The organism is Methanolobus sp. ZRKC3, from assembly GCF_045291275.1.
Taxonomy (GTDB): domain Archaea; phylum Halobacteriota; class Methanosarcinia; order Methanosarcinales; family Methanosarcinaceae; genus Methanolobus.
Map to the genome: position 1 here is coordinate 1,626,309 of NZ_CP146982.1, position 25,333 is coordinate 1,651,641.

Here is a 25,333-nt window from a genome sequence, read left to right on the forward strand (position 1 = left end):
CCCTAATTAGAGCAATCCTTATTAACCTTTTTCAAATCAGTGGACCAAGGTCTGAGAAATAGTTCAAAATGAGAAAGTATTGCCCCAGTATTATTCTTCGATAGGTGAGATCGAGTCCTCAGGAAGCAAGCATGCGTCAGAATCACCATCAACATATACCCGGTAGGCTGAAACTATGGCGCCCAGAAGCATTGGAGCTGCAAAGAAACCTGCAATACCACCCACAAAAGCCCCCCCCAGAAATGCCAGAAGAATCAGAAGAGGATGTATATGAGATTTTACACTTGCAAGATAAGGACGCAGGAAAAGCTCAGGTGGGACATAGATTACCAGTGAAGCTACTACAAAAAAAACCACAGCACTTTCCAGACCATACTGGAAATAACGATAAGCCGACAAAACCAGCAATACGGTATAGCCCGCAAACATTGGAATTACAGATGCCACAAAGATCAACGCTGAAAGTGCAAGTATGTTGGAAAAACCGAATGCATAGAAAACTATCACAGAGAGTACACTTACCACCAGTGCTGCTGACGCATTGCCTATGAATACACCCTGCAAAATAACATCCAGATGTTCAAAATACTTTGTTACAGATTTTTTGCATTTATCAGGGAAACATACTATGATCGTAGAATACAAGCGGTTTCCGTCAGCAAGCAAGTAGTAACATACAAAAATCGCAATTAGAATATTCAGTCCAAACATTAAGAGATCTCTTGCGTAGGAAAAAATCCCAATTTTGCCAAATAGTGAAAGTACGGTAGTGGAAAAATTCCAGATCAATTGTTGGACATCATCGCTATATTTTGCAGGAATATCTATAGACCTGAAAAAGTCAAGCAGGGAATTAGCAACTGATGCCTGATTTTCGATCAGCCATCCAATCTGTCCGAGTATTTCAAAGAGACCCGACCCTATTATAAAAACAACAGGAATTACAATGCACATTGTGGCTACAAATGCACCGATACGCGGAAAGCGCTTAAACTTCAGGTAGATCGGGCGAGACAGGTAAGCAAATACAAGACCAAGAATAATTCCATCAGCAATTGGAAGGAATACGGAGAACTGGATTACCAGAAGGATTAAAAACAAAAGTCCTGCTGCAATACTCCATTTATAGTCAATTATACGCGAAATGCCATCCTTCTGAGAACTCACCATATCATCCATCAATATTTTAAGTAAACTATAGTGTTTTAAATATAATACGTCCGAGGTATTAATAATTCACCACGAAAACTTACCTGCAACAGGTGCATTAACGATTCATTTTCCCAGCATATTTCAACACTACACAGGACTTTGTGCACTTTCCACACCTTATGCAACGATCATTGACGATAATACCATTGCCATTATCCAGACTTATGGCACTCACAGGGCAAGCATTTACGCATATACCACAACCTGTGCATCTATGATTGCGGATCAGTTGCATGGAAACATCACTGTAAAGCCGGTCTGCATCCTCCCTGCTCTTTGCATTTACAAGCATATTGCCCGATGAAAAGAACTTAACGGATGATGCCTTTCCTTTAACTATTAAGAGACCAAGCTCCTCAGAAAATACAGTCTCACCCATCATATTCATGATATTGGTAGATGATTTCATGGAAAAACCATGGATAATAGCTTCTATGGAGTACCCCCCAGCCTTGCATGGGGAAATTCCTGAAGTGATATCAATACTGAAATCCCCCTCTTGCGCCCCACCTGAAGAGGATATGCCAAGGTTCTCACATAATTTTAACATTTTTGGAGGAAGCTCTTTCCAGCGCCATAGACCATGCTCCATGAATTTTTCAGACATACCTGTCTTTTCGGCCCAGTTCAACAGGAACGATTCCCACCTTTCGTAAAGGTCAGAATGGATCTCACCCATTCGATGGTATTCAGCTGAAAGTGCAGCAGGACAAAGATAACACCCGACTCTCTCAAATCCCATATCATAGAGAGGATTGTAATCCATACCCCTCCAGTGAATATACAGCCAGACCTCTATGGCTCTCCAATCCCTTATAGGAAATATGTTCAGTTGCCCCGGAACAAATGGATTCATTTCACTGGCAGCTATATTTGCGCGGGAAAATGACTCATGCTTTCTTTTTCCATCTATTGTCAGACAGGTCCTGGATGTTTCCAGACACTCTTCGATAGCCGCATTTGCAGGTCCCAGTTTGCAGACCTTGCAGCACCACCTGAAATCCTTTGCAGGTGGACCGAATACCTCCACATTTTCCCAGAAAGTATTTCCTGCCTTCTTCTCAGTGAGAGGAATGCTATTCTTTTCACAATATTCATACACAAAGTCAAGGGTCTCAGGAAATTCTATGCCGGTATTGATGAAGAATGCTTCAACTTTTCTTTTTCTAAGAGCACTGATGGTAAGGTCGAGTATCACAAGACTATCTTTCCCACCACTGAATGAAACATGAACTGGAAGATCTTTATATTCACCCTGGTTGGCTATGCCTTTGATAGTATTGATAGCATTCTTGCCCAGCTTCCTTATGTACTCGATGTTTGCAGCGACCACATCATCCATTGAAGAGATCTTTGGATTGAGAGATACTGGATTGGAATCTATTTTTCGAACTCTCAGGGCAGGACCTGTACATGAAAGAAGATCATTAGCATCACAAAAACTTACACCAAAGCCGCTCAGCTTTCCTGATATGACAAGTACATCCTCACCCTCTTTTACATCTGCACCCATTGATTCAATATCATTGGGGTCGACCCTCTTGCCATTAAGGTGCTTGGAGCTTCGCTTTAATACTACGGTTTTTTCCTTTGCATACTCAAGAAGTATTCCTGCACCCTCAAGCTGGATATCAAATGCATAGTCCATTATAGAAAGATCGAATCTGAGAATACCAAACAGCAGGCCATCAACGATGACCTCATCGGTCTTATCATCACCAGGGATCTTATTCAGCAGAACTATGCGGCCCCCAATTGGGTCGTATGAAAATGATTCCATCAGCTTTTCATGGAGTATGTTCCTCTCGTAAGGAGAGCAGAACCTGATATCCGCAGGTTGGCTTAGATTGAGCCGGATACCTTCCTGCCCACAGGTGCAGCACTTGGGACCTATCAGTGGAACGTTGCATTCCTTGCACCAGAAAATATAGTCATTCTCATAATTTGCACGTTTTGTACCGGATCTTTTCTGCGAATCAGAATGCTTCGGACCAGAATGCTTCTTTACAGTATGATCAACCTTATTGTAAGGCTTTTTACCGTAGCTCTTCTTTTTCTTTCCAGAAGCTTGCTTGTATGATCCGCTCTTTTTCATTTGTGCTACCAAGAGTTTGTTAGTTTAAAAAGATGATTCCGAAAAAAAGTAAAAATGAAAGTGAGAAAATAGAAGATTATCCGGCTAGAAGCCGGAAAATACCTAATTGTTCTCCAGATGATCGTTGATGGTACTTGCTGCCACCTTACCAGCACCCATGGCACTGATAACGGTTGCTGCACCAGTCACCGCATCCCCACCGGCGCAGACATTCCCAATGGAAGTCGTTCCGGAATCATCAACAACCATCAATCCCCTGGAATCTACCTCCAGTCCTTCAGAACCTGAAAGTATCATCGGGTTAGGAGATGTACCAATGGCAATGATGATCACATCGGCATCTATTATATGCTCAGAACCTTCCACAGGCACGGGGCTTCTGCGACCAGACCCATCAGCTTCACCAAGCTCCATCTTCACGCACTCGATACCCCTGACTGTCATATTGTCGCCTTCAAGGATACTGACAGGATTGGTCAGCAGCCTGAAAATAATACCCTCTTCTTTGGCATTCTCGACCTCCTCCCGTCTTGCAGGGAGTTCAGCTTCACTGCGACGATAGATGATGCTTACCTCATCAGCACCAAGGCGCAGGGCACTTCGGGCAGCATCCATTGCAACGTTACCGCCACCTACGACCATTACCCGCTTACCTCTTTTGATAGGTGTGTCATATACAGGGAAATCATAAGCCTTCATCAGGTTTACCCTTGCCAGGAACTCATTGGCTGAATAAACGCCATTGAGATTCTCACCCTCAATTCCCATGAACTTTGGCAGGCCTGCACCGGTACCAAGGAAAACAGCATCAAAATCAGCCCTCAACTGATCAAGGGTCTTGATCTTTCCGATGATGTAATTCACCTTCACGTCCACACCAAGCTGCTTGATGTAATCTACCTCTTCTTTCACTATAGATTTTGGAAGCCTGAATTCAGGAATACCATAGGTCAATACGCCACCGGTATCATGCAATGCTTCAAATACGGTAACTGCATGCCCACCTCTTGCAAGATCCGCTGCTGCAGTAAGTCCGGCGGGTCCGGCACCTACGACTGCCACAGATCTACCAGTCTGTTCAGCCCTTACAGGCGGAGTGACGCCATTTTTCCTTTCATTATCGGCACAAAAACGTTCAAGTCTTCCTATGGCAACAGGTTCACCCTTCTTTGCAAGCACACACATCTGTTCGCACTGTGTTTCCTGCGGACAGACACGACCACATACTGCTGCAAGGGAATTTGTGAGCTTTATGGTTGCGATAGCATCATCGAAATTGTTCTCTTTCATCTGGGCTATGAAGCCTGGAATGTCAACATTCACAGGACATCCATCGACACACTTGGGATTCTTGCATTCCAGGCAACGCATGGCTTCAGCAACTGCCTGCTCTTCGGAATAACCCAGGGCGACCTCATTGAAGTTCTGAGCCCTTTCAGAAGGATCCTGCAAAGGCATTGGTTCTCTAACAGTCATCAGTTTGCCCCCTTGCAGATACATGCGTGGTTTTCAAGGCAGTGAGCCTCCTCATCACGATACAGTCCAAGACGACTCATCAACAGGTTAAAGTCGACCTTATGCCCATCAAACTCAGGTCCATCTACACAGGCAAATTTCGTTTCATTGCCCACTGAAACCCTGCATCCTCCGCACATGCCGGTACCATCGATCATGATCGGATTGAGACTGACAAGAGTTTCAACACCGTAAGGAGCGGTCATATTAGCAGCCACACGCATCAGGATTGGTGGGCCTATTACAACTATTCTGGCAATATCTGCGCCACTGTCAAGTATATTCTTTACTACATCTGTAACAAAGCCATGGTGACCTTTGGAACCATCATCTGTGGCAACATAGAGTTCATCACTAAAATCCCGCATCTCATCTTCGAGTATGAGAAGAGATTCATTCCTTGCACCAATTACAGATATTACCTTATTTCCAGCTTCACGATAGGCTTTGACTTGTGGATACACAGGAGCGATTCCCACGCCGCCACCCACAAGGATGACCGTACCCAGTTTCTCGACATCAGATTCTTTTCCAAGAGGACCCACAAAGTCCTGGATGTCATCTCCTTCAGTCATCTTTGCAAGTTGTTTTGTTGTCTTGCCCATTTCCTGGAAGATTATAGTAACATAACCTTCATTGACATCAAAGTCTGCAATTGTCAATGGTATGCGTTCGCTGTTCTCTTCAATGCGTAAGATTATGAATTGCCCGGCCTTAGCTGCCCTGGCAACATCCGGTGCCATGATCTTCATCATGCACACATTGGAGGCGATTTCCTTTTTTTCGATAATTTTGTATGGCATTTAATCACATTATAATGTTTGATTAGGAAAAGTTGGATTTGGGGAGAATGATAGGAGTAATAGTACTTAAGAATTGAGATGATAGTAATATATGAAGTAAATATTAAAATTAATAATAAACTTTGATTATAGCATCTTCAACTAAATACTTGCAATCAATTAGTGAATAGTTACATGCGTAATTCTTTTTGATATTTAAAGGTTCAGACAATACTATTATTTAGTTCCAGAAATAAAATACAACTTGTTTATATATTTGTATACCCATTTATTGACAAAAACATAGAACATCCCTAAGTGATAAGTGGAGGAATTATAATCAAGTCCATCATACTAGCTGGCGGGTCAGGAACACGACTTTGGCCCCTCAGTCGTGAAATGTATCCAAAGCAGTTCTTAAAGTTGAATGATACATCATTATTTCAGGATACGGTACTCAGATGTCTTGAAATTTCAGACATAACTGAGATATTTGTCGTAACGAACGAATCACAGAAATTCTTCGTTATCGGCCAGGTTGAAGAACTGGGCTATGAAATCCCAGTTGACAATATTCTACTGGAACCGGTCGGCAGGAACACACTTCCAGCAATCGCCTTTGGGATGCAGGAGATAAAGAAGCGCTTTGGAAGGTCAGTGGTCGGGATATTTTCATCGGATCACGTACTCGATAAAAACGCAATGGCAACCATCAGAAACGCTGAGGAGCTTGCCTCTGAGTACCTGCTTACATTCGGAGTTGTACCCACCTCACCTCACACAGGTTACGGATACATCAAACCAGCAGAACCAATTGGATGCGGCTTCAAGGTATCAGAATTCAAGGAAAAGCCAGATGTTTCCAGTGCAAGAAAATATATTGAGGATGGATGTCTCTGGAACAGCGGGATGTTCCTTTTTGACACGGATGTTTTTTTCGAAGAACTTGAAAGATATGCCCCTGAAATCTCTGCGGCTTTCAACGATTCTGAAAGCGTGAAAGATATCTATGAAAGAGTCGCCTCTATCTCCATAGACTACGGAATCATGGAAAGATCAGACCGTGTAGCAGTAGTCAAACTTGATGAAAGATGGAGTGACCTTGGTAACTTCAATGCCATCTACGAAGAATTCGACAAAGATGAAAACAGTAATATTGTATACAACTGCGATGATGTGCTGATCAATTCATCAAGCAACCTGATATACTCTAAACCTGATAAGATCGTATCACTTGTTGACATCAAGGACATGATTGTTGTAGACACACCAGATGCATTACTTGTATGTCCAAAGGACAGCAGCCAGAAGGTCAAGGATGTTGTATCAGCTCTCAAGGACAGCAATGATGAGCGTGCTCAACTGCACCAGACAGTGTACAGACCCTGGGGTTCATACACCATACTGGAAAACTCAGAAAGACATAAGATCAAGAACATAATCGTCATGCCACAGAAAAAATTAAGTCTACAACTGCATCATCACCGAAGTGAACACTGGGTGGTTGTGGAGGGGATGGCATGTGTCCAGGTTGATGGAGAACAATACTTCCTGAGACAAGGAGAAAGCACTTTTATCAGATCAGGAATGAAGCACAGACTTTCAAACCCGGGTAAAGTGCCTCTTGAGATCATTGAGGTACAGTTGGGCGAGTATGTGCAAGAGGATGACATTGTCCGATTTGATGATGAATATGGGAGAAAATAATAGAATTGCCATCTTTCTGATTTTTATGAGTGAGAATATCAAGGACATAGAGGATTACAGTGAAAATGAAAACTGAAATTCAAAAAGAAAAAATACTTGTCACAGGCGGTGCAGGCTTTATTGGAAGCCATATTGTCGACAGGTTGATGGAGACAGGAAATAAGGTTATTGTTTTTGACAACTTCAGTTCTGGACATATGGAGTTTATAGAACAGCATCTTGGAAAGCCCAATTTTACACTCATAAAAGGAGATCTACTCAACGCCGAAGAGATCTATGCAGCGTGCGAGGGCATTGATCTTGTATACCATGTGGCTGCAAATCCTGATGTGAAACTTGGATCTGTTGATACGAGAGTACACTTTGATCAGAACATTACAGCAACCTACAATGTGCTTGAGGCAATGCGCAGGAACAATGTTCCAAATATTGTATTCACTTCCACATCAACGGTCTATGGCGAAGCTGAAGTGATCCCAACACCTGAAGAATATGGGCCGCTTGTTCCGATCTCCTTATATGGGGCATCCAAGCTTGCATGTGAAGCCCTCATCACGTCCTATTCGCATACATTTGATATGAAATCCTGGATATTCAGGTTCGCGAATATTGTCGGTGACAGAGGGACCCACGGTATCATTGTTGATTTCATTCAAAAGCTCAGGGACAATCCACAACAACTTGAAATTCTTGGTGATGGCAGGCAATCGAAATCATATCTGCATGTGTCCGAATGCGTTAAAGCGATAATGTTTGTTGTAAATAACAGCAATGAAGCTGTTAACATTTTCAATGTAGGTTCTGAAGACACTATCAATGCAACTGAAATAGGTGAGGTCATTGTTGAGGAAATGGGACTTGAAAATGTAGAATTCACATATACTGGTGGTAATCGTGGATGGAAAGGAGATGTTCCAAGAATGCTGCTTGAAGTCGAGAAGTTGAAAAGACTTGGATGGAATTCAGGATATTCTTCTGAAAGAAGTGTTAGGGAAACAGTACACTCCTTACTACATTAAATGAAAAGGTCTTAAAATTCAATAATGAATGACACGCTTGCAAGCCCATACAAAAGTAGAGTGGTGACTAAGAAGAGCTTATTCTAAATAAGAAATCACAATAGCACCTTATCTATCAAACATAATATATTGAATATTTAATATGGAGAACAAATATGAAAGTGATTATTCCTGCAGCAGGCACTGGAACGCGTCTTTTCCCGCATACCCATACAAAACCAAAGCCTATGGTCTATATCGCAGGCAAGCCAATCATAGGACATATACTTGACAGGATGATAGACCTTGGGCCTGAAGAGATCATACTTGTTGTTGGGTACCATAAAGAGCAACTGATGTCATACGTCAGCGACAATTATCAGGACATATTTAACATCAGGTATGTTGAGCAGGAAAATAGGCTTGGTCTTGGACACTCAGTATACATAACACGTGAGTATGTGAAAGATTCGGATATCATGATCGCCCTTGGAGATATGATCTTTAAAACAGGATACCTGGATTTCTATCAGAAGCACACTGAAAATGAAAAATGCGCAGGTTCTATAGGAGTTCGGGAAGTTGAAGAACCTAGAAAATACGGAATTGTCGAACTTGAACAGAACTCACCTTGCATCAAGAAACTTGAGGAAAAACCTGAAAATCCGGCATCCAACCTTGGGATAGCAGGAGTATACTTTATTAAAGATACAGATATGCTGTTTGGGATATTGGAACGGATGATAAATAACGATACAAGGTCACGTGGAGAATTCCAGCTTACAGATGCACTTCAAGAAGTGATACAACAGGGTAACAAACTCAAGACGTTTGAGGTCTCCAGCTGGTACGACTGTGGTCATGCAAAATCACTCCTTGAAACTAATCAAGTCCTACTGAATGAAAAAGAGAACATAAGCTGTGATCATGAAATATCAGATTCTGTAATAATACACCCCGTAGCGATTGGAAAAAATGTGAAGGTTGTTAATTCCGTTATTGGCCCCCATACATCAATTGCCGGGGGAACCATTGTAGAGAGCTCCATCATATCAGACAGCGTGATTGGTGCACGCACACACATATCAAAGGTGAACCTGCAAACATCCATAGTTGGAGATGATGCAAACGTTGTGGGTAAACACAACTCTTTAAATATAGGTGATTCATCTACAATAGAGTTTTAGAGTGTGATAACATGAAGTCAATAGTAACCGGTGGTGCAGGATTTTTGGGGTCACACCTGTGTGATCTTCTGCTTGAGAAAGGACACGAAGTCATTTGTATAGATAACCTTGTGACAGGTAGTACAAGAAATATCAATCATATAACTTCGGATAAATTCACATATTTGAAACATGACATAACTAAACCGATATATTTCGGAGACATGATCGACTATATATTCCATCTCGCAAGTCCTGCTTCTCCTGTTGATTACCTTGAATTACCAATCCAAACCCTCAAAGTAGGAGCTCTTGGCACATATAATATGCTGGGACTTGCAAAGGAAAAAGGAGCCAGATTATTGATTGCTTCTACTTCCGAAGTATACGGTGACCCATTAGTCAATCCGCAGCCTGAAAGTTATTGGGGAAATGTAAACCCTATCGGACCTAGAGGCGTATATGACGAGGCAAAACGTTATGCTGAAGCTATTACCATGGCTTACCACAGATATCACGATATAGATACGAGAATCGTACGCATATTCAATACATATGGACCACGCATGCGTGCAAATGACGGAAGAGTTGTTCCTAATTTCATAAACCAAGCCCTAAATGGCGAAGATATTACGGTGTACGGAGATGGTTCGCAGACACGGTCGTTCTGCTATGTTTCAGACCTTGTAGATGGAATATACAGATTGATGATGTCAGACTTTGCTGATCCTGTGAATATAGGCAATCCAGCTGAAATGACGGTGCTTGAGTTTGCAGAAGAGGTTCTTGAAATAATAGGAAGTGACTCAAAGATTGTTTTCAATGAGCTTCCTGTCGATGATCCTAAAGTTAGAAGGCCCGACATCAGCAGGGCAAAGGAAGTTATTAAGTGGGAGCCGAAAGTTGGTTTGAAAGAAGGTTTGGAGCAAACGGTCGATTACTTTCGGAAAAATAAATCAAAAAATTGACTAAAAAAGTATAATCTATTAACTATACCAATTCAAAAATAATATTATTGCAAGCTATAGGGGTAATTAAATGACTAAAACGGCATTAATAACTGGAATAACAGGTCAAGACGGTGCCTACTTGGCCGAGTTCCTTCTTGACAAGGGATATATTGTACACGGAATTAAAAGAAGGTCATCCTCCTTCAATACTTCACGCATCGATCACCTTTACAAAGACCCACATGAGAGAAACGTGAACTTCTTTATGCACTATGGTGACCTCACTGATTCAACCAATCTGATACGCATCATACAGGAAACACAGCCAGATGAGATATATAATTTGGCAGCTCAGAGCCATGTACAGGTTTCTTTTGACACACCAGAGTATACTGCCAACTCCGATGCATTAGGAACCCTGAGGCTTCTGGAAGCTATGCGCATACTTGGAATGGAAAAGAAAACAAAATTCTACCAAGCCTCCACCAGCGAACTATACGGAAAGGTGCAGGAAATTCCACAAAAAGAAACAACTCCATTCTACCCAAGAAGTCCCTATGCTGCTGCAAAGTTGTACGCTTACTGGATCACCATCAATTATCGTGAAGCTTATGGCATGTTTGCATGTAACGGCATATTGTTCAATCACGAATCCCCAATGCGTGGTGAGACTTTTGTCACAAGAAAAATAACAATGGCAGTGGCAAATATAAAGAAAGGCCTTCAGGATAAACTGTATCTTGGAAATATAGATGCAAAGCGCGATTGGGGATTTGCCGGGGATTATGTGGAGGCCATGTGGCTTATGCTTCAACAAGATGAGCCTGATGATTTTGTGATTGCGACAGGCGAAACACATTCAGTAAGAGAATTTGTGGAACTTGCGTTTGGGGAAGTTGGAATTAATATTGAATGGAAAGGCGAAGGTGTTGATGAGGTAGGATTAGATGCTGAGACTGGTGAGACTTTGATAGAGATTGACCCGCGGTATTACAGACCTACTGAGGTGGAGCTTTTGCTAGGAGATCCAACGAAGGCTAAGGAGAAACTGGGGTGGGTGCCTAAGGTTGAGTTTGGAAATTTGGTAAGTATTATGGTTGATGAGGATTTACGGAAGTTGTAATGTGTTGCTTTCTACATTTAGATTGTTTATGATGTATTCAAACATGAACCAAAATACATAGAAAATAGTATCAATGATATATTATAAATGCCGTATGCCTTAATTAATACAACAAACCACAGTTTATTGCTATTTTATTACCGATTCATTGGATTATTAAACCATTTGTTGAAATATCATGTTGAAAGTAAAAACGATATTCTCCCATGTAATGGCTATCGAGCCAATCCAGCGCCAGAGTATCATATCGTTCATTTGGAAAATAGCACTTACGTTCATTGGCTTTTTGAGCACAATGTATTTCGCCCATACTGTAGGTGCTGGTGTTCTGGGTGGATATTTTCTGTTCATGGCATACTTCGGCATCATCAACCTTGTCAGTGATGGAGGACTCGCCGGGGCTGCCATCAAACGTATCAGTGAAGGAGATGAACAGGATGCATATTTTAGTGCATTTTTTGTGCTACGTTCGTTCTTCGTGACTGTAATCATTGTGGCTTTGCTCACGTTCAGAGAGTCTTTTGCGGACCTCAATGATGCTGGTGTGTTCAACTGGATGCTTGTGGCACTGATCGCTTCCCTGATATATGGACCATTAAACAACGCTATTGCTGGACGTGGAAAAATTGGGATCCAGGCAACATGTGGTTTTATCAACGAAATTACACGAATCTTCGTCCAGGTCTTAACGGTGTTTCTCGGTTATGGTGTTGCAGGTCTTGTGGGTGGTTTTGTTGCAGGGATGATTATTGCCTCCGTAATCGAACTGCGATTCTTTGACCTACATCTTGTGCGGTTTAAGTGGTATCATGTGAAAAGCCTGTCCACATTCTCGTTCTGGCTGTTTTTGACATCAAGTGGGGTGATGGTGTATTCGTATGCTGATACGGTTATGATCGGCTATTATATGAGCAACAATGATGTTGGTGTTTACAGGGTTGTGATGCAATTCACATCAATAGCAGCACTTGCCACTACCTCTTTGCAGGTCACACTATGGCCAAAGGTCAGCCGCTGGAGCAAGACAGGGGAGATAAAACAGATAGAAGAATCTCTTTCCCGTGCGATAACCTATGCATTGCTTCTGGCCACTCCGATGTGCATAGGTGGTATATTGATTGGTGACAAATTACTGTATTATTTCTACGGTACCGATTTTGCTAAAGGATATCCTGTACTTATAGTCCTGTTCATTGTTCAGGTCATCAACGTATTCCAGATATTCTTCTTGGCATACCTTGGTGCTATGGACATGCAAAAGGATGCATTCAGGGCAACATCTGTGGCAGTGACCGCGAACGTCGTGCTGAATGCAGTATTGATAAACATGATTGGTATTACAGGAGCTGGGATTGCTACGTTTGTGACCTTGTTTTTGAATGCACTTCTTGCACGACAGGTGCTGGAAAAGACGATGACTATAGCATTGGAACGTAAAAGTTTAGTGAATATCCTGAAAGCAGCCTTCATAATGGGATTATTCTTGGGAGTGTATCGGATTGTTGTAACGTTGTCGAATGTGTGGATAACACTTATTTCGATTGTGCTAGGAGCTGCAGTGTACGGAATTTTGGTGTTGAGGTTTGATAGGAAGATTTATGAAGAGTTGAAAGGAATTACAATTCAGATGAGTGTGATATGGTCCAAGAGTTCTTAATGCATGATAATATTGACTTGAAGTGTGAATCATATTATCATAATTACAAAGAATACTATACTGATAAATAATACCAGAAAGAATTTGGCAAAAATATGAAATTCAACTTCGGCTGCAGACATAATTATTTAGATCGTTTGAAAAGGATATTTAATAAAATATATCCTATTGTTTTATTGTATCAATGGACTAAGAATATCATTTCTTTGCCAAAATTCAAACGAGACTTTAATAACTTTAAATACATAGCATCTCAGAAAAACGAACGATTTTCGATTAAATGGAGCGAACGGTATCCATGTTTAAATGATGCTACAACGAGTACAGGTTTTGATAGACATTATGTATTTCATACAGCATGGGCTGCAAGAATTTTGGCACAGACTAAGCCTGCTGAACATGCAGATATTTCATCCAGCTTATATTTTGTGTCCATGATTTCTGCATTCATAAAAGTAAATTTTTATGACTATCGGCCTGCAGACCTACAGTTAAGTAATCTCAAATCAGAACATGCCGATTTGACTTCACTTCCTTTCACTAATGAAAGTATAAATTCACTCTCTTGTATGCACGTGATAGAACATATTGGACTTGGAAGATATGGAGATCCAGTAGATCCAGATGGAGACATAAAAGCAATTACAGAGATTAAGAGAGTTTTAGCACAAGACGCAGATTTGCTCTTTGTAGTACCAATAGGTAAACCTCGAATTATGTTTAATGCTCATCGTATATATGCTTATGAACAGATAATGGATTATTTCAAAGATTTTGACTTAAAAGAGTTTGCTTTAATTCCTGATAATCCCGAAGATGGTGGTTTGATATTAAATGCCACAAAAAAGATGGCTGATGAGCAAAGTTATGGGTGTGGATGCTTTTGGTTTAGTAAAATAGTAAAGTGAGGATTCTATGAACATTTTATCAGTATACAAAGCAAAAGTACTTCAGATTCATCCAAAATCCCTTGATATATTACTAAAACTTATTAACATTGTCCTGATGCAACTTCATCTCGTTATTCTGAAAAAGGAGAAGTGTATTCTTCCAGATCTCATTGATATTTATACGAATCCACATAAAAGTAACAGTGAATACCCAGCTGAATGCATAATCTTTTCTATGGACCGGGCGATTCAACTTCATGCACTACTCTGTTCTTACTTTGAGAATGTGAATAACTCAGTACCGGTGCATGTCTTATATCGAACATCATCAAGCGCTCATCAAAAAGCTTATAATGAGGTATTTTCTCTTTTTGAGGACTCCCAAGTTTCTGCAGTATATCAGAAGAATAAAGACTCATTTAAAGATCAACTCATACCTATCCTTGAATCTGTAAGTGCCGAAAAAGTCTTTTTTTTAGTAGACGATATTGTATTTACGGAAGATCTTGATATATTCGATTTTGTTAAATTTGATGCGCTAACGACTGTAGTATCCCTTCGTATGGGTGCAAATTTGAAGCGGGCATATACAACACAAAAAGACCAAAAACTACCGCCGTTCATCCCCGATGCTATTTCTGATAAGGACAAGCTTTGCTGGATATGGAAAAATGGTGAACTTGATTGGTCTTATCCTTTATCCGTTGATGGACATCTCTTTTTAACACGTGAGATTATTGTTCTTGCGAAGAACACAAGCTTCAATTCCCCTAACACATTTGAAGGGAATTTGCAAGGCCACTTGCGATATTTCAAACATAGACATGGTATATGCTATCAAAAATCAAAAATTATTAACCTCCCGATAAATAAAGTTCAGGATTATAACAATAACATTCATGGAACTATTCACCAGGATTACTTATTAGACCAATGGAACCGAGGCATGCAAATAGATTATCGTGCACTTTATGGTTTTGTAAACGAAAGCGCACAGCAAGAAATTGAGATTTCATTTGTTAAACGAAATGGTCTGAAGGAGGATTGATCTATTTGAAAAATCCTAAAGTATCAGTGATTATGCCTGTGTATAATGCTGAAAAATACCTGAAAGATGCTATTGAAAGTATTTTGAATCAGACATTTCTAAATTTTGAACTTTTAATAATAAATGATGGTTCGACCGATAAAAGTAGAACGATTATTGAATCATACAATGACCCACGTATTAGGTTGCTGAACAATAAAGAAAATAGTGGTTTGGCTAAAGTGAGAAATAGAGGTATTGATGAAGCTAAAGCCGAATACATTGCGTGGTTGGATGCTGATGACATAAGTCATCCACTCAGATTAGAAAAACAAGTAAAGCTGCTGGATGAGCACCCTGAAATAGGAATTTGTGGCACATGGGTGAAAACAATTGGCACAAAAAGGAACCATAAATGGCGTTATCCCACAAATCCTGATTTTATACGCTGCCGAATGCTTTTTGACGACCCATTGGCAACCTCTTCAGTTATGCTTCGGAAAGAATTATTGGTAGAAGATAACCAATACTTCGATTTGAATTATCCTCCGGCAGAAGATTATGATCTATGGGAACGTCTCTCTTATTGCTGTAAAATTACTAATATACCAAAGATTTTGACTTTTTATCGCCTCCATGAAAATCAAACTTCGAAAATGAATGCACTTCAGCAAAAATCATCTGTTTGGAATGTACAAGAAAGACAAATTAAACGATTGAATATTTTATATTCAGATAATGAAAAACAAATCCATCGAAAAATAGGAGCGTGGCAATTTGATGAATCAAAATATTTCGTATCACTTGCCAATTTATGGCTCTTAAAGCTTCAAAAAACAAATTCTGAAAAACATGTTTATCCCGAACCAGCATTTACCAATGTTCTTGCCGAAAGATGGTTTTTTGTCTGCAGGGGAGCTACAGGATTAGGAAGAATTACTTGGTCAATGTATTGGAACTCTCCATTAAGAAAACACAGCGAATTTTATAAGCATATATATCTATTTGCTAAGTGCATAATAAAATGGGAAAGTTAAAAAATGTGCGAAATGAATAAAATTTTATTGATTCCAGAATTCAGCTCATCGGGGGGTACTCGCAGTTATTTTATATATTTATTGAAGTTTTATTCCTCCCAAAATTATGATGTTGCAATTGCTCTATCAAAGTACCAACTGGATAATGAAATAGAATTACTTATTAAACATTACAAATATAAAATATACATTATTCCTGGGCGTAGAGAAGGGGTTAAAATATTTCTACGCTATTTTCCACTTAACCTTATTTTTGATATTTTCACTACCTTTCCATTATTTTTAAAGGAAAGACCTAATTTGATAGTTGTATCAAACGGTACGCCCGGAATGTTCATCGGACTGATTTTATTTCCTGTAAGGTTTATGTACATATTTCATACATATCCCCTAAAGAGTAAAATAATTGGTCTTAGTATTATTCAAAAGTTGTTTTTAAATTTATGCCTAAATGCTAATAAAGCAGTAGTTACTGTCTCAGAATACTCAAAATTACAGATATTATCTTATTGGGTACCAAAAAAAAAAGCGAATTGTATTCATGTTATTTATAATTCTGCAAAAAACCCACCTCTTGTTGAATGTACCAATTACGATGAAAACACAACGATTTATCGAGTCCTAACATTGGGACATGTTGTTTGGTATAAGAACCCAAGATTATGGATTGAAGTTGCACAAAAAGTAATAAGACAAAAACGAGATATGCAGCTCGAATTCATCTGGGCTGGTGAAGGAAATCTTCTAGAAGAATGTAAAGATTTAGTCAAGCAACTGGGATTAGAGTCTATTAAATTTATAGGATATCGAGAAGATGTAGATGCCCTATATAACAATAGTACATTATATTTTCAGCCAAGTTTACTCGAAAGTCATGGTATCTCAGTTGTAGAAGCAATGGCTCATGGACTACCTTGCGTAACATCCAATGCAGGTGGCCTTCCTGAATCGGTTGTAAACGGTGAAACTGGCATAATATGCTCACCAGAAGATGCGGAATGTTTTATTTCGCAAATAATTAAATTACTTGAAGATGATAAGCTTAGATGCAAAATGAGTTATTCTGGGAAATTGCGAGCAAAAAACCGTTTTTCAGAAGAGGTACAATATAAAAAAATGAAGGATTTGCATACATCATTACTGCATAAATAACATCAAAATAGGCTCTTTAGAAATCTTCAATGTTGAACAATAATCGAACTTATAAATATCATATAATGTGTTGCAAGATATTGAATATAATTTCAATTCAGCCCATATATATTGATTTTAATAGGTGTTCTACATAGACTAAAATTGCATAATTCTAATACATCGGGAACTATAACTAGGAAGTTAAAATGAAACTTGCTCCAATAGCCTTATTTGTATACAACCGCCCTGATCACGCCCGCAAGACGCTTGAAAGTTTGGTTGTGAATTCTGGATTTACAGATAGCTTACTTTATGTTTTTTGCGATGGAGCAAAAAGTAAAAAAGATATGGAATCTGTTAGATTAACACGTGAATTGATCCACTCGTATAAACTGGAAAATATCATCGTGATTGAAAATGAATTCAATAAAGGTCTGGCAAAATCAATTGTAGATGGTGTGAATCACATATTGCAGAATCACGATCGCATAATTGTTTTAGAAGATGATTGTGTTACTTCTCCTGACTTTCTACATTTCATGAATGTTTGTCTCTCTAATTATGAGCTCGATGAAAGAATTATGAATGTGAGTGGTTATGCTCCTCCGATAGAAATGCCGGGAGATTATCCTTATGACATATATTTTTCCTATCGGTTTTCATCCTGGGGCTGGGGCACCTGGAGAAGGGCCTGGAAGTATTATTCTAATGACCCTCGCATATTAGAAACGATTGATAGTTCAAACTCAATGAAGAAAAAAGTAGATCTAGCTGGTTTGGACTTATATTCTATGCTAAAAAGGCAGATAAATGGCAAGATAAATTCATGGGCTGTTTTTTGGGCAATCAACATAATTATGCATGATGGATTTTCCATAAATCCTGTGAAGTCCAGAATAATGAACATCGGTCATGATGGTAGTGGAACTCATTGCTCTCCTGATGAAAGATATAACGTTCAAATCAATGGACAGAATTCAGAAAAGATATCATTTCCTGAAACAGTAATTCCTGATAGAAGAATAGTAAAAGCATATCAGGCTTTTCACACAGGATCATCATTTAAGAAAATATTACATGTTTGCTATCACAAATATGGTAAGTTTGTTGATTCATTCATCAAATGATTTTATTTGATTGATGATTAATTAATAAGATATTATATATTTCATCAGATACTTTTATATTTTTATTTATAACTTTTAATTTTTTTATTTCTTCTGCCAATACATTTTTCCAAGAGTTGCCATTATCGTGATAGAACTAGCGAAAGATTGTAGACAAATATAATTATTGGAGCAACATTAGAGACATTTATTGATATATTAATAAAATACCTACGTTATAAAACTGTCATCTCGAAGCATGCAGTAGTTTTAACCCATGAGTTATATATAATTTAACAACTCCCTGTACTAATAATTAAAAATAATAATTTTGTGAAAAACTATGAAGCCCCTTCTCCTCAATACATCAGACATTCAAGGCGGTGCAGCCAGAGCAGCTTATAGGTTGCATCAAGGACTTCAGCAAATTGACGTTGAATCAAAAATGTTAGTCCAGAAGAAAAGTAGTAATGATAATTCTGTAATAGGACCAAAAACAAATATCAAAGGTCCAAGATCATCTACCTGGAACATAATGGCGGTTGGCCGTTACCTTGTTGATCGCTTGCCTTTGATATATTATGATCCTCATAATTTCAAACAAATCGATTGGAGCCCCCAGTGGCTCCCCAACAATATACACAGGAAAATTAACAAACTTAATCCTGATGTTGTACATTTCCATTGGATCTGCCAGGGCTTTGTTCCTGTTCAGGAAGTTGCTAAAATAAAGCAACCTATTGTCTGGACCCTACATGATATGTGGGCTTTTACCGGTGGTTGCCACTATAATGGTACATGTGATAGATATAAAGACAAATGTGGTAGTTGTCCACAGCTAGGTTCAAATAAAGAGAATGATCTAAGCAAGCGGGTATGGAAACACAAAAAAGAATGTTGGGATGATCTGGATTTTACTGTTGTCACACCCAGTCATTGGCTTGCAAATTGTGCACGTTCCAGTTCTTTATTTGAGGATAAGAAAATAGAAGTTATTCCAAACGGTCTTGATCTTCAAAAATTCAAACCCGTTGCTAAAGATGAAGCCAGAAAAGCCCTTAACTTGCCTTTGGATAAGAATTTGATCCTTTTTGGGGCATTGAACTCCACCCAGGACAAAAGAAAAGGGTTTCAATATTTAAAATCTGCAATAAGCATCCTTTCTGAGGATTTAGATTTTGAAGCCATTGTATTTGGAAATTCGAGTGGAGGGGACCAATTGGATATTCCAGTTAATTATATGGGAAGATTGCCGGACAATATGTTAACTTCCATCTATTCTGCAGCTGATGTCTTTGTGGCTCCATCTGTACAGGATAATTTGCCAAATACTATTATGGAATCTCTTGCATGCGGAACACCCTCTGTAGCTTTTGATATTGGTGGGATGTCAGACATGATCGTGCATAAAGAAAATGGATACCTAGCAAAACCATTTGATGTGGAGGACCTGGCAAAAGGTATAGAGTGGGTCGTTGAGCAGGATCAAAGGAAAAAATACCTAAGTGAAGCTTCCAGGAAATATGTAGAAAACAATTTTGAACTAAAATCGGTCGCTAAACAATATGCTGATTTATATTCAAAACTATAATTAAAATTTATTGAGGAATTAAAGTGGATAAGAAAAGCAGGATTTATATTGCTGGTCACAGGGGTATGGTTGGTTCATCTATAAAGAGAAAACTGGAATCAAGCGGTTATACTAATTTAGTGTGTAAAACGCATGATGAACTTGATCTAACCGATCAACAGGCTGTCAACAACTTTTTTGAAACAGAAAGACCTGAGTATGTGTTCCTTGCAGCAGCCAAAGTAGGTGGTATTCTTGCAAATAGCACATATCCGGCTGAATTCATATATGAGAACCTCATGATCGAAGCAAATGTGATTAATGCATCAAACGTCTATGGTGTCAAAAAGCTTCTTTTCCTTGGCTCATCATGTATCTATCCAAAGCTTGCACCCCAGCCCATGAAAGAAGAATATCTGCTTACCGGAGAATTGGAATCTACCAATGAAGCATATGCCATAGCAAAAATTGCAGGCATCAGATTGTGTAAACATTACAACCAGCAATATGGCACAAACTTCATGTCAGTCATGCCCACAAATCTTTACGGCCAGAATGATAACTTCAATCTAGAGACATCCCATGTGATGCCTGCACTCATCCGCAAGTTCCATGAAGCAAAGATAAATGATAAGTCGGAGATTGTGCTCTGGGGCACAGGTTCACCAAGGCGTGAGTTCCTGCACGTAGATGATATGGCAGATGCCTGTATTCACCTTATGGAGAACTATGATGCTTCCGACATAGATGAGTTTGTTAATATCGGAGTTGGAAAAGATATCACTATTCATGAGCTTGCTGAACTTATAGGGGATATTGTTGGATATGAAGGTGAGATCGTTTACGATACATCGAAACCTGACGGTACTCCGCAGAAGTTGCTGGATGTGGGCAGGATGGATGGGCTTGGATGGGAAGCAAAGATATCGCTCAGGGATGGAATTATGCAAACATACGAGTGGTATACAGGTAAAAAGGAAAGTAAAATAATATCACAATGAATGCTATTGAAAGTTGATTTAACATTCATAAATATCCAATGGCAAAATAAAATGACATCACAACCCCTTATATCCATTATTGTGGCCGTGTATAATGGTTCCAAAACCTTGCAACGCTGTATCGATAGTGTATCTGATCAGACATATCCCGATAAAGAACTCATTATAATTGATGGGGGTTCCACAGATGGAACCATAGATATCCTGACAGAAAACGATGATAAAATTACCTATTGGGAATCAGAACCAGATAATGGTATCTACAATGCATGGAATAAGGCACTTGATCATGTCAAAGGGGACTGGATTTACTTCTTGGGATCTGACGACTATCTTTGGAAAAGTAATGTATTTGAAGAAATAACACCACATCTGATCAAAGCAGAATCCAAAAATCTGCAGCTGGTGTATGGACAGGTTGCAAGAGTCACGGAAGATAATGAGATCTGTTGTGTTGATGGTGAACCGTGGGGTCATACATGGAATGGAATTATTGTAGATGGAGTATGTACTTTTACGCATCAGGGGATGTTTCACAATCGTAGTCTCTTTGAAATATATGGGAAGTTTGATGAATCTTTTGATATTGTAGGAGATTATGAATTACTTATTAGAGCCTTTAAGGACGGCGGAGATGCTCTTTTTGTGAATGAATTGATCGTAGCAGGAATGCAAACCGGAGGAGTTACTGCCAACTGCACAAAATTAGTTAAAGAAACTGCCAATGCAAGAAGAAAGAATCATTTAAAGGTGATTACCATTCCCTGGCTCATATCATATGCATGGGCCATGAGTTATCCATTTTTAAATCATATACTTGGAGTTAAGAATAGTAGATATTTAGTTAATTTTGGGAAACGCTTTGTCACAGGCCTTTCTTGCAAAAAGAACGCTATTCTGGAAAACAAAAATGATTAATTCATTGATTCGACACCATACTAATCTTTTTAGTAAATATTATTTCATTTGCTAGTCAGCTACAATAAGCTTTTTTATTTCTCCTTAATATATAGCTTAAATGTGACAATCTGAAATATGGATTGAAGCACAACAATTCAAATAAATATAAATTTATTTGATAATAGTTATATATCGTATAATGGTGTAGTACATTGCAAATTTAAAAGAAAGTTTCCTTTAACACCACTATTAGCTTTATTGTTCAGTTCATATCTATAAAGATGAAGTTTTACTACTTGAAAAATGGCAATCTAAATTCTATAAATTCTGTAATCTAACCCCTTAATGTTGGAAGTATTCAATATGCATTAAATGTGAGTGAAGCATATGACAGGTGAAAACAAAAAAAAGAAATTTATTAATGCACTACCTTACTGCACAGGAGTGCTTATCTCATTCCTTATAGCATTATATATCAGAACCATACCCAAAGCAGGTGTATTTCTATCAAATGGATTTGTGCGCTTTGGTGGAAATGATCCATGGTATCACTTACGAAACGTAGAGTCCATTCTGCACAACTTTCCAAATATGCTGTGGTTCGATGCTCACACACAATATCCAAATGGGACGCACCAGATCTTTGCACCTCTTTTCGATATGGTACTCGCTGCAATCATCTGGATACTTGGATTTGGAAACCCAAGTCAAGACCTGATATACAAAGTTTGCGCATACTACCCCACGTTTTTGGCCGCACTCGTAGTGATTCCAACATATTTTGCTGCCAAATGGGTATTCGATCGCAGAGTCGGATTGCTCGCAGCATTCCTTATCGCTTTAGCACCTGGCCAGTTCCTATCAAGATCCATGATCGGATTCAATGACCATCACATCGCTGAGACCCTACTCACCACTATTATAGCTGTGTTTATGATAATGGCACTGAAGATTGCTCACGAACATCCAATTACCTTTGAAGATCTCAAAAACAGGAACTTTGATACATTAAGAACTGTACTTCCCTACTTCATACTGGCAGGAGTGTCACTGGCTGCTTATTCACTCGCATGGTATGGAGCTATATTCTTCAGTTTCATACTTGGCATCTACATAACAGTGCAGCATATAGTAGATCACATGCACAATAGGTCTACAGATTATCTGGCATTTGGCGGTATCATAACATTTGCCATTGCTTTATTGATGGTACTCATGATACCTAATCTGTCCTCTAAAGGTCTCTTGATAAAAGGCCTATCCGCCGGCATCATAGCATTTCCGATCTTCACTCTCATCTCCATAGAACTCAACAAACGAAAACTCAAAAAATACTACTATCCTGTTTCAATAGCAGCATTATCCATCTTAGTAATTGTTCTCGCAAAAATATTCTCACCATCAATATATTCATTGATCGCCGGTTTAGCAAGTTACTTCGTGCGCACAGGCGGCGGAGTCACCATCGCAGAAGCCTCACCACTCCTCTCCATTGGCGGACAGTTCTCCCTACAACCTATCTGGTACAACTTCGGAGCCCTGGGATACATCTCATTCATCGCCTTGGGAATACTCATTTACAAGGCCTTCACCCAGAAAAACACCCCTGAGAACACGTTTTTGATAATCTGGACATTAATGATTATCTGGGCAATGATTCAGCAGAACCGTTTCGCATACTACTATTCAGTAAATGCTGCAATACTCAGTGCATGGGTCGGCATAAAAGTGCTTGACCTTGCTGGCTGGCAAAAACTGATGGATAGCATCAAATCCAAGACTTTCAACGCTAAGAGCATAAAAGTAGCACATATACTTTCAGCTGCATTCATAATACTAATTCTCATATACCCAAGCTACAGTCTTGCAATGCAGCAGTCCCAAGGCACTGGAGGACCAAATGGTTACTGGATCGAAACAACCCAGTGGCTCAAATACAACACCCCTGATTCCGGACTGGATTACTATGAGAGCTACGAGAAACCTGCTGCAGGTGAGAGTTACCAATACCCTGAAAATACGTACGGTGTGATGTCCTGGTGGGACTATGGTCACTGGATAGAGGTTATAGGGCACAGGATACCCAATGCTAACCCTTTCCAACAAGGAATTGGTGGACGTACCCATACCCTCGAAGAGGAGAACCGTCCTGGAGCATCCACCTTCTTCACAGCTCCATCAGAGGAAGCTGCAACAGAAGTACTTGAAGTCATTCACCCTGATCCTGAAAAGGCAGGGGCACGCTATGTTGTCTCGGATGTGGAAATGGCAACTGGCAAGTTCTACGCAATGACAGCCTGGACACTGGATTCGGAAGGATACTACATCCCTGTGCAGACAGATGTCGGTTACCAGAACGTACCCGGACCGAGATATTATGAATCCATGGAAGCAAGGTTGCATATCTTTGATGGAAACGGACTGAAGCAATATCGTCTTGTGCACGAATCACCTGCCGGAAATACACAGGAACCCGGATACAAGAACGTGTACAATGCCCTGTTTGGCGGAAACATAGCTGAAACAGACACAGGTTATGTGAAGGTTTTCGAATATGTGGAAGGTGCAACAATCACAGGTACAGCAGCTGAGGGTGAGACTGTAACCATCAGCACCACCATTATGACAAGCCAGATGAGGACATTCACCTATACCCAATCAACCGTATCGAATGGTACTTACTCCTTCACAGTGCCTTATTCCACAGAGGGAGCCATACCAGGCGAAACACAGTTCGATGCAGGACCAACCGGACCTTACACAATCAGTTATGGAAGTATGACTGAAGATATCAGGGTCAGCGAAGTTGATGTTTTGAATGGAAACGTGATCGAGGCATAACCCGGTCACACTCTTTTTTATTTTTCAAGTGTTGCATTTTTTGACTTCCGCTACATACAAATAACATCATGTAGAACCTAGCTTCAGGTGATGATAGTGGATAATATGATCAAAGGAAAAGCATGGATATTCGGAAACGATATCGATACAGATGTCATAATACCCGGAAAATACCTGCGTACAACCGACATGCAGGTGTTTGCTGACCATGCAATGGAAGGTATTGACCCAGAGTTCCCAAAGAAGGTCCAGAAAGGCGATGTAATCGTAGCAGGCGATAATTTCGGTTGCGGATCATCCAGAGAACAGGCACCTCTGGCATTGAAGCATGCAGGTGTATCCTGTGTGGTTGCAAAATACTTTGCGAGGATCTTTTTCAGAAATGCCATCAACGTAGGTCTCCCTTTAATAGAAGCCGATGTTGAATGTGAAGAAGGAGATGAGGTCGAAATTAATCTTCTGGAAGGAACCGTTATGGTGAATGGGAAGACATACCAGGGAAATAAACTTCCGGACTTCCTTCTTGAAATACTAACAGAAGGCGGGCTTGTTGCACACCGCAAGGCATTGCAGACCAAGTGAATAGTTGTAATTGGGTCATGCAGACTAAATATTATTAATG

General features: G+C 39.6%; 20 protein-coding genes. 16 read left to right on the forward strand and 4 right to left on the reverse strand.

The genetic code is table 11. From position 1 onward, the window contains the following. Positions 1 to 90: 90 nt before the first annotated feature. The 4 genes from V7O66_RS08200 to V7O66_RS08215 all read right to left on the reverse strand — a co-directional run bounded on the left by V7O66_RS08200 (position 91) and on the right by V7O66_RS08215 (position 5,625). The gene (locus V7O66_RS08200) at positions 91 to 1,179 is read right to left on the reverse strand and encodes an AI-2E family transporter (RefSeq protein WP_406659821.1); all 1,089 of its coding nucleotides are present in this window, start codon (positions 1,177 to 1,179) and stop codon (positions 91 to 93) included. Between the two features lie 88 nt (positions 1,180 to 1,267). Beyond that, positions 1,268 to 3,307: a phosphoadenosine phosphosulfate reductase family protein gene (locus tag V7O66_RS08205; protein ID WP_406659822.1), complete on the reverse strand. Its 2,040-nt coding sequence runs from the start codon at positions 3,305 to 3,307 to the stop codon at positions 1,268 to 1,270. A 102-nt stretch (positions 3,308 to 3,409) separates the two neighbouring features. Beyond that, a complete protein-coding gene (gene gltA, locus V7O66_RS08210) occupies positions 3,410 to 4,783 on the reverse strand; it encodes an NADPH-dependent glutamate synthase (protein WP_406659823.1) in 1,374 nt (457 codons plus the stop codon). Beyond that, positions 4,783 to 5,625, reverse strand: coding sequence for a sulfide/dihydroorotate dehydrogenase-like FAD/NAD-binding protein (locus V7O66_RS08215; RefSeq protein ID WP_406659824.1), 843 nt, complete (start codon positions 5,623 to 5,625; stop codon positions 4,783 to 4,785). The genes gltA and V7O66_RS08215 overlap by 1 nt, the downstream gene beginning before the upstream one ends. Positions 5,626 to 6,003: 378 nt before the next feature. Between V7O66_RS08215 and V7O66_RS08220 the strand changes: the two genes are divergently transcribed. The 16 genes from V7O66_RS08220 to V7O66_RS08295 all read left to right on the forward strand — a co-directional run bounded on the left by V7O66_RS08220 (position 6,004) and on the right by V7O66_RS08295 (position 25,293). After that, on the forward strand, positions 6,004 to 7,311 hold the full coding sequence (locus V7O66_RS08220; RefSeq protein WP_406662612.1) for a mannose-1-phosphate guanylyltransferase/mannose-6-phosphate isomerase: 1,308 nt from the start codon (positions 6,004 to 6,006) through the stop codon (positions 7,309 to 7,311). A gap of 65 nt (positions 7,312 to 7,376) precedes the next feature. Beyond that, the gene (locus tag V7O66_RS08225; RefSeq protein WP_406659825.1) at positions 7,377 to 8,330 is read left to right on the forward strand and encodes an NAD-dependent epimerase/dehydratase family protein; all 954 of its coding nucleotides are present in this window, start codon (positions 7,377 to 7,379) and stop codon (positions 8,328 to 8,330) included. Positions 8,331 to 8,485: 155 nt separating this feature from the next. Further along, complete coding sequence (locus tag V7O66_RS08230; protein WP_406659826.1) at positions 8,486 to 9,496, forward strand: sugar phosphate nucleotidyltransferase; 1,011 nt, start codon at positions 8,486 to 8,488, stop codon at positions 9,494 to 9,496. Between the two features lie 11 nt (positions 9,497 to 9,507). Continuing rightward, positions 9,508 to 10,443 carry a UDP-glucuronic acid decarboxylase family protein gene (locus V7O66_RS08235; RefSeq protein ID WP_406659827.1) on the forward strand — a complete coding sequence of 312 codons (936 nt, stop codon included), beginning with the start codon at positions 9,508 to 9,510 and terminating at the stop codon, positions 10,441 to 10,443. Positions 10,444 to 10,513: 70 nt separating this feature from the next. Next, entirely contained in the window at positions 10,514 to 11,548 is a 1,035-nt protein-coding gene (gene gmd / locus V7O66_RS08240; protein WP_406659828.1) for a GDP-mannose 4,6-dehydratase, read from the forward strand. Positions 11,549 to 11,726: 178 nt separating this feature from the next. Beyond that, positions 11,727 to 13,205 carry a flippase gene (locus V7O66_RS08245; RefSeq protein WP_406659829.1) on the forward strand — a complete coding sequence of 493 codons (1,479 nt, stop codon included), beginning with the start codon at positions 11,727 to 11,729 and terminating at the stop codon, positions 13,203 to 13,205. 95 nt (positions 13,206 to 13,300) lie between these two features. After that, positions 13,301 to 14,113: a DUF268 domain-containing protein gene (locus V7O66_RS08250; protein WP_406659830.1), complete on the forward strand. Its 813-nt coding sequence runs from the start codon at positions 13,301 to 13,303 to the stop codon at positions 14,111 to 14,113. A 7-nt stretch (positions 14,114 to 14,120) separates the two neighbouring features. Next, positions 14,121 to 15,143 carry a hypothetical protein gene (locus tag V7O66_RS08255; RefSeq protein WP_406659831.1) on the forward strand — a complete coding sequence of 341 codons (1,023 nt, stop codon included), beginning with the start codon at positions 14,121 to 14,123 and terminating at the stop codon, positions 15,141 to 15,143. Between the two features lie 5 nt (positions 15,144 to 15,148). Beyond that, positions 15,149 to 16,159: a glycosyltransferase family 2 protein gene (locus V7O66_RS08260; RefSeq protein ID WP_406659832.1), complete on the forward strand. Its 1,011-nt coding sequence runs from the start codon at positions 15,149 to 15,151 to the stop codon at positions 16,157 to 16,159. Between the two features lie 12 nt (positions 16,160 to 16,171). Then, complete coding sequence (locus V7O66_RS08265) at positions 16,172 to 17,311, forward strand: glycosyltransferase family 4 protein (RefSeq protein ID WP_406659833.1); 1,140 nt, start codon at positions 16,172 to 16,174, stop codon at positions 17,309 to 17,311. A gap of 188 nt (positions 17,312 to 17,499) precedes the next feature. Further along, complete coding sequence (locus V7O66_RS08270; protein WP_406659834.1) at positions 17,500 to 18,420, forward strand: glycosyltransferase family 2 protein; 921 nt, start codon at positions 17,500 to 17,502, stop codon at positions 18,418 to 18,420. A gap of 322 nt (positions 18,421 to 18,742) precedes the next feature. Continuing rightward, positions 18,743 to 19,990 carry a glycosyltransferase family 4 protein gene (locus V7O66_RS08275; RefSeq protein WP_406659835.1) on the forward strand — a complete coding sequence of 416 codons (1,248 nt, stop codon included), beginning with the start codon at positions 18,743 to 18,745 and terminating at the stop codon, positions 19,988 to 19,990. A 23-nt stretch (positions 19,991 to 20,013) separates the two neighbouring features. Further along, positions 20,014 to 20,970 carry a GDP-L-fucose synthase family protein gene (locus V7O66_RS08280; protein ID WP_406659836.1) on the forward strand — a complete coding sequence of 319 codons (957 nt, stop codon included), beginning with the start codon at positions 20,014 to 20,016 and terminating at the stop codon, positions 20,968 to 20,970. A 6-nt stretch (positions 20,971 to 20,976) separates the two neighbouring features. Further along, positions 20,977 to 21,888 carry a glycosyltransferase family 2 protein gene (locus tag V7O66_RS08285; RefSeq protein ID WP_406659837.1) on the forward strand — a complete coding sequence of 304 codons (912 nt, stop codon included), beginning with the start codon at positions 20,977 to 20,979 and terminating at the stop codon, positions 21,886 to 21,888. A 369-nt stretch (positions 21,889 to 22,257) separates the two neighbouring features. Next, entirely contained in the window at positions 22,258 to 24,711 is a 2,454-nt protein-coding gene (locus tag V7O66_RS08290; RefSeq protein WP_406659838.1) for an oligosaccharyl transferase, archaeosortase A system-associated, read from the forward strand. Positions 24,712 to 24,804: 93 nt separating this feature from the next. Then, complete coding sequence (locus V7O66_RS08295; RefSeq protein ID WP_406662614.1) at positions 24,805 to 25,293, forward strand: 3-isopropylmalate dehydratase small subunit; 489 nt, start codon at positions 24,805 to 24,807, stop codon at positions 25,291 to 25,293. The last annotated feature ends 40 nt before the right edge of the window (positions 25,294 to 25,333 follow it).

Excerpts from the sequence above, each read along its gene's own strand:
- V7O66_RS08200 (WP_406659821.1), bottom strand. The coding sequence starts at position 1,179 with ATGGATGATATGGTGAGTTCTCAGAAGGATGGCATTTCGCGTATAATT.
- V7O66_RS08205 (WP_406659822.1), bottom strand. The coding sequence starts at position 3,307 with ATGAAAAAGAGCGGATCATACAAGCAAGCTTCTGGAAAGAAAAAGAAG.
- gltA (WP_406659823.1), bottom strand. The coding sequence starts at position 4,783 with ATGACTGTTAGAGAACCAATGCCTTTGCAGGATCCTTCTGAAAGGGCT.
- V7O66_RS08215 (WP_406659824.1), bottom strand. The coding sequence starts at position 5,625 with ATGCCATACAAAATTATCGAAAAAAAGGAAATCGCCTCCAATGTGTGC.
- V7O66_RS08220 (WP_406662612.1), top strand. The coding sequence starts at position 6,004 with ATGTATCCAAAGCAGTTCTTAAAGTTGAATGATACATCATTATTTCAG.
- V7O66_RS08225 (WP_406659825.1), top strand. The coding sequence starts at position 7,377 with ATGAAAACTGAAATTCAAAAAGAAAAAATACTTGTCACAGGCGGTGCA.
- V7O66_RS08230 (WP_406659826.1), top strand. The coding sequence starts at position 8,486 with ATGAAAGTGATTATTCCTGCAGCAGGCACTGGAACGCGTCTTTTCCCG.
- V7O66_RS08235 (WP_406659827.1), top strand. The coding sequence starts at position 9,508 with ATGAAGTCAATAGTAACCGGTGGTGCAGGATTTTTGGGGTCACACCTG.
- gmd (WP_406659828.1), top strand. The coding sequence starts at position 10,514 with ATGACTAAAACGGCATTAATAACTGGAATAACAGGTCAAGACGGTGCC.
- V7O66_RS08245 (WP_406659829.1), top strand. The coding sequence starts at position 11,727 with ATGTTGAAAGTAAAAACGATATTCTCCCATGTAATGGCTATCGAGCCA.
- V7O66_RS08250 (WP_406659830.1), top strand. The coding sequence starts at position 13,301 with ATGAAATTCAACTTCGGCTGCAGACATAATTATTTAGATCGTTTGAAA.
- V7O66_RS08255 (WP_406659831.1), top strand. The coding sequence starts at position 14,121 with ATGAACATTTTATCAGTATACAAAGCAAAAGTACTTCAGATTCATCCA.
- V7O66_RS08265 (WP_406659833.1), top strand. The coding sequence starts at position 16,172 with ATGAATAAAATTTTATTGATTCCAGAATTCAGCTCATCGGGGGGTACT.
- V7O66_RS08270 (WP_406659834.1), top strand. The coding sequence starts at position 17,500 with ATGAAACTTGCTCCAATAGCCTTATTTGTATACAACCGCCCTGATCAC.
- V7O66_RS08275 (WP_406659835.1), top strand. The coding sequence starts at position 18,743 with ATGAAGCCCCTTCTCCTCAATACATCAGACATTCAAGGCGGTGCAGCC.
- V7O66_RS08290 (WP_406659838.1), top strand. The coding sequence starts at position 22,258 with ATGACAGGTGAAAACAAAAAAAAGAAATTTATTAATGCACTACCTTAC.